Genomic DNA, 12,750 nt, shown 5'->3' on the forward strand with positions numbered 1-12,750 from the left:
TAGGAATCACCAGCTTATTGATCCACCCTCGAAAAAAAAGACCAAATAACTGTTGGACCAATGCGCTGAAATGGCCTGCACGCTTCGAAAATCAAGGAGCCTTCAATAGGTATGTACCGCCACAAAAGCGGCCGGTTATGCCACTGAATGAGCGGTCGTGTATTTCTCGCCAAAGGGGCTACTATTCGAGTCGATCTTCCATGTTTCATGCTCAGGTACCTGCCATGCGTCTTTCCGAATTCATCGTGTTACATGTCGATCGCATCGTCGATGAATGGGAGCTGTTCGCCGAAACCATCACCCCTGCCGCCGAGCTCATGGACAGTGCCGCGTTACGCGATCATGCGAAAGCGATCCTGCTGGCCGCCGCGCGGGACATGACCAAGCCTCAAACGCCCGATGAACAAGCGGCCAAGGCCAAGGGCGAAGGCCCGGAAAAAACCCCGAGCCTGGACCAGGCCGGCGCCAGCCACGGCGAGTTGCGTCACAACGTCGGTTTCGATCTGGTGCAGATGACCAGCGAATTTCGCCATTTGCGCGCCTGTGTGATCCGCCTGTGGGTCGACAGCCTCGTGTCCCCCGACATGGCTTACTTCCAGGACATGATCCGTTTCAACGAAGCCATCGACGAAGCCCTGGCCGAGTCCACGGCGGCCTATGCCGAGCAAGTCAATCGTTCGCGGGACATCTTTCTGGCGATTCTCGGCCACGACCTGCGCGCGCCGCTGCAAGCGGTGAGCATGTCCACTGAACTGCTGTTGCGCAAAACCGCACTCGAGGGCGATGCCCTGGCCTGCGTGACCCACATCCAGCGTGGCACACGCCATATGACGGTGATGGTCAGCGACTTGCTGGAACTGGTGCGCAGCCGCCTGGGCCGGAGCCTGCCGATCGAACCCGCCCCCATGGACATGGCCGAAGCGGCGCATGCGGCGATTGCCGAGGCCTGTGCGGGCAATCCGGAGTCTGATCCGACCCTGGAAGTACTGGGCGACGTTCGTGGTAACTGGGATCCGGGGCGCATCGCTCAGTTGTTGCAGAATCTGATCGGCAACGCCTTGCAGCATGGTTCGGACAAGCGCGACGTGACGGTGACCCTCAAGGGCGAGCCGGACGCCATTCGTCTAATGGTGCACAACCACGGATCGCCGATCTCCGAAGACGCCATCGCCACCATCTTCGACCCACTGGTGCGCAGCGCCGACGAACAACTGGGTCAGCCTTCAACCAGCCTGGGATTGGGGTTGTTTATCGTCAAAGAGGTGGTCAACGCTCACCAGGGGACGATTGAAGTCAGCTCGAATGAAGAGGACGGCACGCGGTTTACGGTGGTATTGCCCAGAAAGCTTTGAAGCCGTTGCGACCGGCGGGCTTTTTGTGGCGAGGGCCCCAAGCTCCTCGCCACAGATTCGGTGTTCCGATTACTCCACCACCAACCGCCCCAGCCGCTGCCGCAACATCCGGTTCTCCGTCCGCAGTTGCTGCACCTCTTCGAGCAGGTCCAGCGCCAGGGCGACGCCTTCCCATTCCAGTTCCAGGTCGCGCCGCAGCTTGGCGGCGCGCTTGGCCAGGGTCAGTTCGTAATCGGTGAAGCGCCAATCCTTCGGCGTGCCCCCTTGGGGTTCGAGGATGCCGTGTTCGACGATTTCGATCACGTAGACGTCCGACAGGTCGGTCGCCTCACAGAATTCGGCCAGGTCCAGTTGAACGATCAGAGGGCTGCTCATTACGGGCTACTCCGGGTCTTGGATCAGAAATTTTCTCTCGGGTCGAACGCGGCTTTTTTCGCCAGTTCCTGCCACAGGGCCTTGATCTCATCGTCCGATTTTTTCGGCATGACGGCCTTCAGTTGCACGAAAAGGTAACCGCGCTCGCCGGCCTTGCTCTGCAGGCCATGGCCCTTGGCGCGCATGCGCTGGCCGTTCTGGCTGCCGGCCGGCACCTTGAGGTTGATCTTGCCGGTCAGGGTCGGCACGGCCACTTCGGTGCCCAGGGCCAATTCCCAGGGGGCCAGCGGTAGCGTGATGATCAGGTTTTCGCCTTCGACATCGAATTTCGGGTGCGGCGCAAAACGGATGGTCAGGTACAGGTCGCCATTGGCGCCGCCACCGATACCCGGTGCGCCCTGGCCCTTGAGGCGAATGCGCTCGCCGTCGGTCACGCCGGCGGGGATCTTCACGTTCAGACTTTTAGTGGTATTGCTGACGTGTTGGCCGGCGGCGTTGTACTGCGGCACCTGGAAGGTGACCTTCTTCGATTCGTTCGAGAGGGTTTCTTCCAGAAAAATCGCCAGTTCCATTTCCACGTCCTGTCCTCGGCGCCCGCTGCTGCGACGCGACTCTGCCCCGCCAAAGCCGGGGCCACGGTTACCGAAGATCGAACTGAAGAAGTCCGAAAAATCGCCAGTGTCCTGACCGCCGCCACCGAAACCGCCACGGCTTTGCCAGCCTGGCGGTCCCTGGAACGGTTGACCATGCTGGCCATAGCGGCGCAAGTCGTCGTATTCGGCGCGTTTGTCGGCGCTTTTCAACGCTTCATAGGCCTCGGAGGCATCCTTGAACTTGGCCTCGGCGTCCTTTTCCTTGCTGACGTCGGGGTGGTATTTGCGCGCCAGCTTGCGATAGGCGGCCTTGATCGCCTTGTCGTCTGCGGTCGGCTCCACACCGAGAATCTTGTAATAGTCTTTGAAGTCCATCGTGGGAATCACCATCCGTTATCGAAATCGCGCCACCTGACACAGCATGCGCCTTATTTGCCGCACAGAGTTTGACCGATCTCAAGTTTGTGACCGGGCAGCGCTTCATAAGTTTATCGGCAGCCGGCGGGACTTCTTGCGATTGCCCTGCGGCTGTCCGGTTGATGCAGGGTAGTTTGGGGGTGATCGCGCGTCTTTCAAGCAGTTGATCGGCAGATTTAGCGGATGGTCGGCCTTCGATTCTGTGCCGCACTGACATACACTGCGCGGCCGTTTTTTAACCGGAACTTGAAAGACATGAAAAACGCATCTCCAGCTCGTGCCTGTGGCATCGACTTTGGCACGTCCAACTCCACCGTCGGCTGGCTTCGCCCTGGCATGGAAACGCTGATCGCGCTGGAGGACGACAAGATCACCCTGCCTTCGGTGGTCTTCTTCAACATGGAAGAACGCCGCCCGGTGTACGGCCGGCTGGCGCTGCACGAGTACCTGGAAGGCTACGAGGGGCGCCTGATGCGCTCGCTCAAGAGCCTGCTGGGTTCCAAGCTGATCAAGCACGACACCAGCGTGCTGGGCACGGCGATGCCGTTCAAGGACCTGCTCGGACTGTTCATCGGGCAGCTGAAAAAGCGTGCCGAGGCTGCCGCTGGTCGGGAATTCGAAGAAGTCGTGCTGGGTCGCCCGGTGTTCTTTGTCGATGACGATGAAATGGCCGACCAGGAAGCGGAAAACACCCTGGTGGACGTCGCCCGCGCCATCGGTTTCAAAGACGTGTCCTTCCAGTACGAACCGATTGCCGCGGCATTCGACTACGAGTCGACCATCGAAAAAGAAGAGTTGGTGCTGATTGTCGACATCGGCGGTGGTACTTCGGACTTCTCCCTGGTGCGCCTGTCCCCGGAACGTCGCAACCACGACAACCGTCACGACGACATCCTGGCCACCGGTGGCGTGCACATCGGCGGGACCGACTTCGACAAGCAACTGAGCCTGCAGGGCCTGATGCCTCTGTTCGGCTACGGCAGCCGGATGAAAAGCGGCGCCTACATGCCCACCAGCCACCACATGAACCTGGCGACCTGGCACACCATCAACTCGGTGTACTCGCAAAAGTCGACCCTGGCGCTGGGCAGCATGCGGTATGACATCGAAGACACCGGTGGCATCGATCGCCTGTTCAAGCTGATCGAACAGCGCGCCGGACACTGGCTGGCCATGGAAGTGGAAGAAACCAAGATCCAGCTGACCCATGCCGACAGCCGCCACGTCGCGCTGGACCGCATCGAACCCGGCCTGAGCGTGGAATTGAGCCGTGCACTGTTCGAGTCAGCCATCGAGAACCTGCTCGAGCGCGTGCGCGACAGCGTGACCCGATTGCTGGCGGACGCCGATGTGCGGGTCGATCAGGTGGACACCGTGTTCTTCACCGGTGGTTCGAGCGGGATTCCGGCCCTGCGCAACAGCGTTTCGGCGATGCTGCCGAATGCGCGGCACGTGGAAGGGAACATCTTTGGCAGCATCGGCAGTGGTCTGGCCATCGAGGCCGCAAAACGCTATGGCTGAGGAGCAGCTGCAAGCTGCAAGCTGCAAGCTGCAAGTAAGAACCCAGAGCGAACACCGTCCTGCTTTTACTTGAAGCTTGCAGCTTGAAGCTTGCAGCTCACAGCTCGCAGCTATTGGCTGCCGTCAAACCATCCCCACCTGCTTCAACTCGCTCTTCAGATACGCGTAATAAATCGGCCCTGCCACCACCCCAGGCAGGCCGAACGCGGCCTCGAACACCAGCATCGCCAGGAGCAACTCCCAGGATTTGGCACTGATCTGTCCGCCGACAATGCGCGCATTGAGAAAGTATTCGAGCTTGTGGATAAAGATCAGATAACCCAATGCCGCCACGGCCACCCAGATCGACAGCGACAGGCCGACGATGGTGATCAGGGTGTTTGACATCAGGTTGCCAATCACCGGCAACAGTCCCAACAGGAAGGTCAGCACGATCAGGGTTTTGGTCAGCGGCAGCTTGATGCCGAACAGCGGCAGGATCACCGCCAGAAAAATCCCGGTAAAGAATGTATTGAGCAGGGAAATCTTGATCTGCGCGAACACGATGTTGCGAAATGCCTGGACCAAAAGGTGCAGGCGATCAAACAGCGCCGCGGCCAATGGCTTGCGCTTGGTCAGATCCGGAACGCGCTGCAAGGCAATGATCGCACCCAGCACCATTCCGATCAGCAATGTCACAAACATGTGCGCCGCGTCTTTGCCCACCAGTTGCAAGTCGCTGAGGTGCTTGCTCATCCACTCGCCAATCGCCACGCGAAACTCGGCGGCGCTGGCCGGCAGGTAAGCGTCGATGAACGGCGGCAGCTGTCCGCGAGCGCGGTCGACCACGTGCATGAATTTATCGAGGGAAGCGCCGGGGTTCTCCGCCTCGTGCAGCAGAAAACTGATGGCGCCGGCGAAGATCAGCGTCAGCACACTGACCACTAATGTCCCCAGCAACGCCACGGCCAGCCAGCGCGCGCGCCGCCCTTCGATCAGCCGCTGCAGCTGCGGGGTGAGCATGTTGACCAGTTCAAACACCAGCAACCCGGCCAGCAGGCTGGGCAGCAACCGCAACGGAATCACCAGCAGCAGCCCGCCGAAAATGATGACCCAGCTGATGACCAGCAACACTTGACGCTGAGAAAACGTTGGCATACAGCCTCAAAACGAACGGCGTAAAAGGATGGGCAGTCTGCCAGCGATCCGGTGGCAGCACTAGAGATTGTGTGGGACGACCTTGGTGGTGCGGCGTTCGGCTATTTTTCTGCGGCCGTACCGGCCCCATCGCAGGCAAGCCCGCCATGGGGCCCGAACAGTCACCGCAGGCCCGCGCCCCGGCCCATGACTCATTTTTTCTTCAGGCAATCGCTCATGAACGCCTTGCGCGCGTCACCCTTGAGGGCTTTGGTGGTGGCGTCGGCGTTGCAGGTTTTCATCTTCTCTTGCTGAGGGGTCAAGGCTTTGCCGGCATCGTTGGCCGCTGGAGCGGCTTTCAGACAATTGCTCATGAAGGCTTTGCGCTCGTCGCCCTTGAGGCTTTTAGCGGTAGCGTCGGCATTGCAAGTGGTCATCTTGTTCTGCTGGTCAGTGGCGGCGAAACCCTGGGAACAGAGCAGCAAACCGATCATCAACAAAGGGACACGCACTATCTTCATGGAGTTTTCTCCTTGTCGCCGCATCGAGCGATGCAGCCTTCCCGAGGAGTGTAGTCAAGCCTTGTTACACCTTCCTCCAGACATAAACGCCCCACCTCGATGCGTTCGTTAAAACATCTTGTTGCGCCGATAGTAGTCAGGCGTGCACCCGGCCTGGCGCTGGAACATCGCGATAAATGCCGAGCCTGTGCTATAGCCCAGGTCAAAGGCGATTTCCTGAATGCTGCGCTGGCTGTCCAGCGCCTCAATCGCCGTCAGAAAGCGCAAACGCTGGCGCCACTCGCCGAAACTCATGCCCAGTTCGCGGATAAACTGCCGCGCCAGGGTGCGCTCACTGACATGAATGCACCCGGCCCAATCCGCCAGTGGCCGGTTATCCCCGGGATCGGCTTGCAGCGCCTCGAGTATGCCCAGCAGCCCGGGACTGCTGGCGTAGGGCAAGTAGCACTCATGCACCGGTGCCTGTTGCAACTGGTCCACCAGGACCTGGGCCAGGCGTTTGTCCGCATCCCGCTCGGGGATCTTCACGTCCCGGGCCGCGAAGTCCTTGAGGATTGCCTTGAGAATGTCGCTGATGGCCAGCGTGCATGCCTGCTGTGGCAGATCGGCACAAACCGTCGGCGCCAGGCAAACGGCACGGTAATTGATTGGCTGATGACTGTAGAAACTGTGCTCGATTCGCGGCGGCACCCACATGGCGTATTGCGGCGGCGACATGAAACGGCTGCCGTCGACGTCCATGTGCAGCACCCCGTGGGCCGCATACTCCAGCGTGCCCCAGGGGTGGCGGTGCGGCGCGGCGAATTCGTGGGTATCGAAGTCGGCGTAGCGGAAGTAGACCGCTGAAGGCAGTTCGCTGAAATCCAGCAGGTCGATGTGTTTTCGGTTCATGCTGTCCGGAATCAGGGGCGGGTTGTCTGGATCGAAGTATAGGCTTGTATCCAGACAGGGGATAATCACCCTTCATTAACGTTCTGGTTTTTCCCTGATGCAATACGCTTATCCCCTGCTGGCCATCTTTATCTGGGCCGGCAACACCGTGATCACCAAAATGTCGGCCGGGGCGATCTTCCCCGCCGAGATCGGCTTCTACCGCTGGCTGCTCGCCGGACTGCTGTTCACCCCCTTCATGCTCAAACCGGTGATCGCCCATTGGCTGGCGATCCGCCCGAACCTTGGCAAGATCTTTGTCCTCGGCGTGCTCGGCATGGCGGTTTATCAAAGCCTGGCGTACTTCGCCGCAGGACTGACCTCGGCCACCAACATGGGCATCATCCTGTCGTTGATGCCCTTGATGTCACTGGCCATGGCGATCATCAGCCTCGGCCAGCGCCTGACCATGGGCGCACTGGCCGGTGCGGTGCTGTCGTTTGCCGGGGTATTGGTGGTCGTCTCGTCCGGCAGCCTTGCGGTACTGCTCGAGCATGGCGTGAACCTGGGCGATGCGATGATGCTGATCGCCACCCTGGCGTACGCGATCTACAGCACGCTGCTGAAAAAATGGCAGCTGCGCTTGCCGCCCCTGGTGTTGCTGTACTTGCAAGTGCTGGTCGCGGTGGTGGTGCTGTTCCCACTGTTTCTCGCGTCCCCGAAAGTCGGCCTGACTTTGCAGAATATTCCGCTGGTGCTGTACGCCTGCCTGCTGGCTTCGATGATCGCTCCCCTGGCCTGGATGCAGGCCGTGGTTCGCCTTGGACCGAGCCGGACCACGTTGTTTTTCAACTTGCTGCCGTTGATCACCGCGCTGATTGCGGCGGTGGTACTGCATGAACAGTTGGCGCTGTATCACTTGGTGGGCGGCTTGTTGACCTTGGGCGGGGTGATTCTGTCCGAGCGGTGGACCACGGTGTTGGGCCGCGCGTAATCCCTCGCCACAGGGTCGGTCTAAAGGCCGGCCGCGTTCAACCGGGCCGCATGTTCGACAAACAATCGGATCGGCTCGGCCTCCTTGCCCACCCACCCCCAGGGCTGATTGACGATGTCGAAATGGTTCAGCGGAAACTCATCGCCAATCACCCTTCCAAGGTGCGAGCTGTAGCGCCCGACCATCCCGTCGCAATACCCGGATTCGCGCACGAAGGTTTTGGCGAACAATCGGCAACTGCGATGGGTGCCATCAAGCGGATTGCGCCCCCGGTCGGTCTTGCCCGGTTGCAAGGTCCCGGACCAGGAGTAATACCGCACGCCGTTGACCTCTTCCGGTCCGTGCCCGCCCCAACACTCGGGCAGGCCTTGTGGATAACGTTGATTGAACAACGCCACGCCTGCGCTGGTGAGTGAATGGTGGGAGGCATGGATATCCACCGGCAGCTTCGGCCCGCGATAGCCGGTTTCGAGCAGGCTCATCAACGCCGCGACCCACCGTAGCAGGCTGCTCAGCATCCGCCCTCTGACGCTGTCATGGGGATAGTGTTCGTGCAGGTAGTCCGCCAGCTCCGAGCCGTGATTCGGCCCCGCCACCGATGTGACTGACGCCACCCGGTCGGGGCGTTTGGCGGCGGCGTATCGAGCGGTCAACGAGCCCTGGCTATGACCGATCAGGTTGACCTTCTCGGCCCCCGTCTCGCGCAGGATCTCGTCGATCCGCGCCAAGAGTTGCTCACCGCGCACTTCGCTGGAATGCAGCGGCGAGACCTGTACCGCAATCACCACCGCCCCACCCTGACGCAGCGCGGAAATGATGCCGTGCCAATAGGGATAGAGCAGTAACCGGACAAACCCGAGCATTCCCGGGACCAGCACCAGCGGGTAACGCGGAGCGGAATCTTGCGACATGGGCGGACATCCTGATGATCGATGAGGCGATGCAAGGAGCGAAGCAAAGACTCGCCAAGCATCGCCAGCAAAGATGACAACTCATACACCAGTTTATGACATCCACCCTGCTTCAGATCCCCCCGCGACGATCAGCCCGACGAGAGCGACTCGATCACGGGCAGGCAATATTCAGCGGCCGGCTCGCGATGGGGCCCTGATGGACGCCCGATTACCGGGTGGGCTTGACGGTCACCGGGGCCTTGCCCGACTTCATCTGCTCCAGCAGCGGCGCACACTGGTTCGGCTCGCCCCCACTCGGGGCCACCAGCGCCAGCAAGCCTGCCGCCGGCGCGGCGATCACGCCCAATGCGACCATGCCGGCGCCGCGCAACATCAACGGCACGGCTTTCACCCCGGCATCAGGCTTGATGAACTTGCCCCGCACGTACAGCGGCGAACGCAACGAAATCAAGCGCCAGCCCTTGGATTCCGGGGTGATGGTCAGGTCCAGTTGCTCGGTTGCCATGTTCGCCGTGCCATCGATGTAGATGATCGCGTTCTCGGTATCGAACACGAACAGCCGCGTGGTGGCCAAGCCGGTCTTGATGTCGAAGTCGGCGGCCGCGCAGTTGATCTTCACCTCCTTGTCGCCAAAGATCCGACCGACCACATAATTACCGACGTTCAACCCGGCCAGCTCCATCAATTCGCGACTGATGGCACCGTCGTTGATCAGCATCTTCAGCGTGCCGTTGGCGCTGCCCAGCAATTTGGCCACCGAGTTGCCGCGACCGGTGATGTCGGCATCGCCATTGAGCTCGCCGAAACTGGTTTTCATCGGTTCGAAGGTCGGGAACAACTGTTTGAGCTTGAACCCCCGGGCCGTGAGTTTGGCCTTGCCCTCCAGCGGCTCGGTCTGACCGTTCAGGCGAATCTGCGCATCCAGTTTGCCGCCCGCCACGCCGAATCGCAGCGGCTCGAGGCTGAGGACGCCATCGGTGAGCACCAGGTGCGTATAAAGATCGTTGAACGGCAGTTTTTCGCTGTGGACGATGCGCTTGCCGGTGAATTCGACATCCGCGTCCATATCGCGCCAGCGCTCGGTCTTGAACTCTTCGACCGGCAACACTTTGTCCGCCGGTTGCTTGCTCTCACCACCCCGGGCCTTCTGTTTGGCATTGGAATCGGCACCGATCAGCGGCGCCAGGTCGGCAAACAACAATTGATTGGAAAGCAGCGAGCCGCTGAGTTTCGGCCGAGGCTGGCTGGCGACGTAAGCCAGACTGCCGTGGATGTCGCTGGCGCCGATCTTGCCGTTGAAGTCCTCATAGCGGAACACCGCGCCAGTCGGCTCGTGCAGCTTGGCGATCAAGTGACCGTCGGTGGCGTAAGGCGGTGTGTCCGGCAGGGTCACGCCGGTCAGCGGGTAGAGATTGCCCAGACTGGTGCCGGCCAGTTTCAGACGCAGATCCAGGGCGCCAAGATTCAGCGGATCGGTCAGGGTGCCGGCCAGTTCGATGCGGGTGTCGGCAATCGTTGCCTGTGCCTGGAGCGGAAACGGTCTGGCGGCATCCTGCAAGGCCAGCAAGCCGCCGATCTTGCCCTGACCCGCGAGTTTCTGCCCGTGGTATTGGCCTTTGACCTTCAAGGCGAAGGCGTAGTCCTGGGGGGCTGCGCCCTTTTCTTGCGCGGTTTTCGCGGCTTTGTCGCCAACGATCTCGCTGAATGGAATCGGTTTGCCCAGCGGGTCGATCAGCAGGTCGAGTTGGGTCTTGAGGCTCTGGTCATCCAGGGTGACGTGCCCCTTGTCGAAGCCGATCGCGCCGATATCCACCACCCACGGAGACGGTTGGGCATTCGGGTCCTTGGGGTCGAACTTGAAGGTCCAGTTGGCGCGACCGTCGGCCAGACGTTGCAACTCGGCATTGGGCTCAGTGAGGTCAATGCGCGGGATCACCACGCGCTGGGCCAGCAGGGCCAGGGGCGAGATGCGAAGTTCGACACGCTTGAGACTGGCCATCTGCGGCGCTTTCGACCAGTCCGGGTTGCCCAGGCTCAGGTCTTCGGCCACCACATGCGGCCAGGGCACCCAAGCCCGCCAGCCACCCTCATCGAGTTCACGCCGCCAGACCACCGCCAGGTTGCCGTTGATGGCGAACGGGCGGTGCAGTTCTTCAGAGACTTTGGCATTGAGGGCTGGTTTGATCCGGTTCCAATCGAAGAACACGATGATCAGAACCAGGGCCGCCAGCAGAACAACCAGGCTGAAGATGCTCCAGGCGAGAATTTTACGAGTGCGCGTCATTGCACAGGGCTCCTGATACGACTGAGCGCCCCGACCGCGACGCACATGAGAAACGCGGAGCCAGAACCGGCCCGCTATGGAATCTACGACTGAAGAACCGCCCGCAGGTTTAATCGAAAAGCCGATTTTGCCGCCATCGCCCCACCGAACGCAGCGCTCTTGCGCCCCCAGCGTTACCTTGCCCGCACTTTTGCGTGGCGCCAGTGAGTCGAAAATACCCACCTCGGTGCACCGCAAAGGCCCGTTTTACAAGGGCTGCAGAGAACAATCAATTCCGTTGATTATTACCATTGCGTTTATGAACTTTTATATCGACTTATCGAGAGTAGCATTGTCTTCGTACCCAATTTATCGCCCTCCTACGGAGCACCCGAACATGAAACGCCAACTTCTGCTTAGCCTGACACTCTCTATGTTGGCCAGCACTGCATTTGCACTGCCGGCCGCCGAGCAAGCCACTCCACAAGTGAAAGACAGCCACTCGGTGTTCAGTCACACCCTCGCCGCTGACGGTTCCGACCGCACTCCTGGTCAAACCCTGGCCGAAGGTGGTAACGATCGCCTGAAAGAAAAAGGTCTGATCACCGAAGATGGCTACGACAAGACCCCTCAGGGCCAAACTGTGGCTGCCGACGGTTCCGACCGTACCCCAGGCCAAACCCTGGCTGCCGATGGTTCTGACCGTACCCCAGGCCAAACCCTGGCTGCCGATGGTTCTGACCGTACCCCAGGCCAAACCCTGGCTGCCGACGGTTCCGACCGTACCCCTGGTCAAACCCTGGCCGAAGGTGGTGGTGATCGTGTGATCGAACGCAACAGCGCTATGAGCTAAGCCCATGGCGGCCATGAAAAAAGCCCAATCACTCGATTGGGCTTTTGATTTTCTGGCGATTCACCTGATCGAAATCGCCTCTGTGCAATTGATCTCCTCTCGTCGTTCGACGCCAGCAAAGCCGATTTGCTAGAGTGCGCCGCTCTCCTTCTCCAGAAAACGCCCTTGCGATGCTGCCCCGCGCCGAACAGAAGCAACAAACCCGCACTGCCCTCATGGACGCTGCTCGCCATTTGATGGAAGGCGGCCGAGGATTCGGCAGTTTGAGCCTGCGCGAAGTGGCGAAAACCGCCGGGATTGTCCCCACGGGTTTTTACCGGCACTTCGCCGACATGGACGAACTGGGTCTGGTGCTGGTCAGTGAAGTCGGTCAGACCTTCCGTGAAACCATCCGCCTGGTGCGGCACAACGAGTTTGTCATGGGCGGCATCATAGACGCCTCGGTACGGATCTTTCTCGATGTCGTCAGCGCCAACCACTCGCAATTTCTGTTTCTCGCCCGCGAGCAGTACGGCGGCTCGCTGCCGGTGCGCCAGGCCATCGGCCGCCTGCGCGAGGACATCAGCTCGGACCTGGCCGCCGACCTGTCGTTGATGCCGAAGCTGCAACACCTGGACATCGCCGGCCTGAGCGTTATGGCGGACCTGATCGTCAAAAGCGTGTTCGCCACGTTGCCAGACATCATCGACCCGCCTCTAGAGGCGCTGCCTGCACACCTGACCCCTCAGGCCAAGATTACCCAGCAACTGCGGTTCATCTTTATTGGCTTGAAGCACTGGCAAGGGCTCGGCAGCACTGAATAACCCTGTCGAGCAGGTTCGCGCCCCTCCAGCAAATCGTCGCGCATTAAATCGGTGCACTCAAAAAAAACAATGCACCAAAATCATCCAAAACCTGCACCAAGACCGACCTCGCCCCACCTTTCCCACAGGCATTTCCTACAATTCCATCGATTGGCAAG

Annotated in this window: 13 protein-coding genes; 6 read left to right on the forward strand and 7 right to left on the reverse strand. The window is 60.3% G+C overall.

The genetic code is table 11. The features are described 5' to 3' along the window. Positions 1-224: 224 nt before the first annotated feature. Positions 225-1,352: a sensor histidine kinase gene (locus AC1Q6D_RS22005; protein ID WP_103403293.1), complete on the forward strand. Its 1,128-nt coding sequence runs from the start codon at positions 225-227 to the stop codon at positions 1,350-1,352. 69 nt (positions 1,353-1,421) lie between these two features. On the opposite strand, the gene AC1Q6D_RS22010 is transcribed toward AC1Q6D_RS22005, so the two are convergent. Both AC1Q6D_RS22010 and AC1Q6D_RS22015 read right to left on the reverse strand, forming a co-directional pair. Further along, positions 1,422-1,727: a chaperone modulator CbpM gene (locus AC1Q6D_RS22010; protein WP_103403294.1), complete on the reverse strand. Its 306-nt coding sequence runs from the start codon at positions 1,725-1,727 to the stop codon at positions 1,422-1,424. A gap of 23 nt (positions 1,728-1,750) precedes the next feature. Then, positions 1,751-2,695: a DnaJ C-terminal domain-containing protein gene (locus AC1Q6D_RS22015; RefSeq protein WP_103403375.1), complete on the reverse strand. Its 945-nt coding sequence runs from the start codon at positions 2,693-2,695 to the stop codon at positions 1,751-1,753. A gap of 297 nt (positions 2,696-2,992) precedes the next feature. Here AC1Q6D_RS22015 and AC1Q6D_RS22020 point away from each other — a divergent pair, with 297 nt between their 5' ends. Beyond that, positions 2,993-4,258: an Hsp70 family protein gene (locus AC1Q6D_RS22020; protein ID WP_103403295.1), complete on the forward strand. Its 1,266-nt coding sequence runs from the start codon at positions 2,993-2,995 to the stop codon at positions 4,256-4,258. 123 nt (positions 4,259-4,381) lie between these two features. Here the strand turns inward: AC1Q6D_RS22020 and AC1Q6D_RS22025 are convergent, their stop codons facing one another. From AC1Q6D_RS22025 to AC1Q6D_RS22035, 3 genes are all read right to left on the reverse strand, one after another. Further along, positions 4,382-5,395: an AI-2E family transporter gene (locus AC1Q6D_RS22025; RefSeq protein WP_047536867.1), complete on the reverse strand. Its 1,014-nt coding sequence runs from the start codon at positions 5,393-5,395 to the stop codon at positions 4,382-4,384. Between the two features lie 191 nt (positions 5,396-5,586). Beyond that, positions 5,587-5,895 (reverse strand): PsiF family protein, encoded by a 309-nt coding sequence (locus tag AC1Q6D_RS22030; protein ID WP_103403296.1) that lies wholly within the window; start codon positions 5,893-5,895, stop codon positions 5,587-5,589. A gap of 108 nt (positions 5,896-6,003) precedes the next feature. After that, positions 6,004-6,786 (reverse strand): AraC family transcriptional regulator, encoded by a 783-nt coding sequence (locus AC1Q6D_RS22035; protein ID WP_103403297.1) that lies wholly within the window; start codon positions 6,784-6,786, stop codon positions 6,004-6,006. 97 nt (positions 6,787-6,883) lie between these two features. On the opposite strand from AC1Q6D_RS22035, the gene AC1Q6D_RS22040 reads away from it, so the two are divergent. Further along, positions 6,884-7,759 (forward strand): DMT family transporter, encoded by an 876-nt coding sequence (locus AC1Q6D_RS22040; protein WP_103403298.1) that lies wholly within the window; start codon positions 6,884-6,886, stop codon positions 7,757-7,759. A gap of 20 nt (positions 7,760-7,779) precedes the next feature. Here the strand turns inward: AC1Q6D_RS22040 and AC1Q6D_RS22045 are convergent, their stop codons facing one another. Then, positions 7,780-8,670: an esterase/lipase family protein gene (locus AC1Q6D_RS22045; protein ID WP_047536857.1), complete on the reverse strand. Its 891-nt coding sequence runs from the start codon at positions 8,668-8,670 to the stop codon at positions 7,780-7,782. A 211-nt stretch (positions 8,671-8,881) separates the two neighbouring features. Next, positions 8,882-10,957: an AsmA family protein gene (locus tag AC1Q6D_RS22050; protein ID WP_103403299.1), complete on the reverse strand. Its 2,076-nt coding sequence runs from the start codon at positions 10,955-10,957 to the stop codon at positions 8,882-8,884. Positions 10,958-11,333: 376 nt separating this feature from the next. Here AC1Q6D_RS22050 and AC1Q6D_RS22055 point away from each other — a divergent pair, with 376 nt between their 5' ends. Genes AC1Q6D_RS22055 through AC1Q6D_RS22065 form a run of 3 tightly spaced genes read left to right on the forward strand, consistent with a single transcriptional unit; the run spans position 11,334 to position 12,592 of the window. Continuing rightward, positions 11,334-11,789, forward strand: a complete 456-nt coding sequence (locus AC1Q6D_RS22055) for a hypothetical protein (RefSeq protein ID WP_047536851.1) — start codon at positions 11,334-11,336, stop codon at positions 11,787-11,789. Positions 11,790-11,793: 4 nt separating this feature from the next. Further along, the gene (locus AC1Q6D_RS22060; protein ID WP_256590140.1) at positions 11,794-11,922 is read left to right on the forward strand and encodes a hypothetical protein; all 129 of its coding nucleotides are present in this window, start codon (positions 11,794-11,796) and stop codon (positions 11,920-11,922) included. A 37-nt stretch (positions 11,923-11,959) separates the two neighbouring features. Then, positions 11,960-12,592 carry a TetR family transcriptional regulator gene (locus tag AC1Q6D_RS22065; protein WP_047536848.1) on the forward strand — a complete coding sequence of 211 codons (633 nt, stop codon included), beginning with the start codon at positions 11,960-11,962 and terminating at the stop codon, positions 12,590-12,592. The last annotated feature ends 158 nt before the right edge of the window (positions 12,593-12,750 follow it).

The sequence above is a fragment of the Pseudomonas sp. MT92 genome, assembly GCF_058792515.1.

What these genes read in the sequence shown, in the direction of transcription:
- AC1Q6D_RS22060 (WP_256590140.1), top strand. Translation starts at nt 11,794, where the DNA reads ATGGCGGCCATGAAAAAAGCCCAATCACTCGATTGGGCTTTTGATTTT.
- AC1Q6D_RS22050 (WP_103403299.1), bottom strand. Translation starts at nt 10,957, where the DNA reads ATGACGCGCACTCGTAAAATTCTCGCCTGGAGCATCTTCAGCCTGGTT.
- AC1Q6D_RS22015 (WP_103403375.1), bottom strand. Translation starts at nt 2,695, where the DNA reads ATGGACTTCAAAGACTATTACAAGATTCTCGGTGTGGAGCCGACCGCA.
- AC1Q6D_RS22065 (WP_047536848.1), top strand. Translation starts at nt 11,960, where the DNA reads ATGCTGCCCCGCGCCGAACAGAAGCAACAAACCCGCACTGCCCTCATG.
- AC1Q6D_RS22030 (WP_103403296.1), bottom strand. Translation starts at nt 5,895, where the DNA reads ATGAAGATAGTGCGTGTCCCTTTGTTGATGATCGGTTTGCTGCTCTGT.
- AC1Q6D_RS22045 (WP_047536857.1), bottom strand. Translation starts at nt 8,670, where the DNA reads ATGTCGCAAGATTCCGCTCCGCGTTACCCGCTGGTGCTGGTCCCGGGA.
- AC1Q6D_RS22010 (WP_103403294.1), bottom strand. Translation starts at nt 1,727, where the DNA reads ATGAGCAGCCCTCTGATCGTTCAACTGGACCTGGCCGAATTCTGTGAG.
- AC1Q6D_RS22055 (WP_047536851.1), top strand. Translation starts at nt 11,334, where the DNA reads ATGAAACGCCAACTTCTGCTTAGCCTGACACTCTCTATGTTGGCCAGC.
- AC1Q6D_RS22035 (WP_103403297.1), bottom strand. Translation starts at nt 6,786, where the DNA reads ATGAACCGAAAACACATCGACCTGCTGGATTTCAGCGAACTGCCTTCA.
- AC1Q6D_RS22040 (WP_103403298.1), top strand. Translation starts at nt 6,884, where the DNA reads ATGCAATACGCTTATCCCCTGCTGGCCATCTTTATCTGGGCCGGCAAC.
- AC1Q6D_RS22005 (WP_103403293.1), top strand. Translation starts at nt 225, where the DNA reads ATGCGTCTTTCCGAATTCATCGTGTTACATGTCGATCGCATCGTCGAT.
- AC1Q6D_RS22025 (WP_047536867.1), bottom strand. Translation starts at nt 5,395, where the DNA reads ATGCCAACGTTTTCTCAGCGTCAAGTGTTGCTGGTCATCAGCTGGGTC.
- AC1Q6D_RS22020 (WP_103403295.1), top strand. Translation starts at nt 2,993, where the DNA reads ATGAAAAACGCATCTCCAGCTCGTGCCTGTGGCATCGACTTTGGCACG.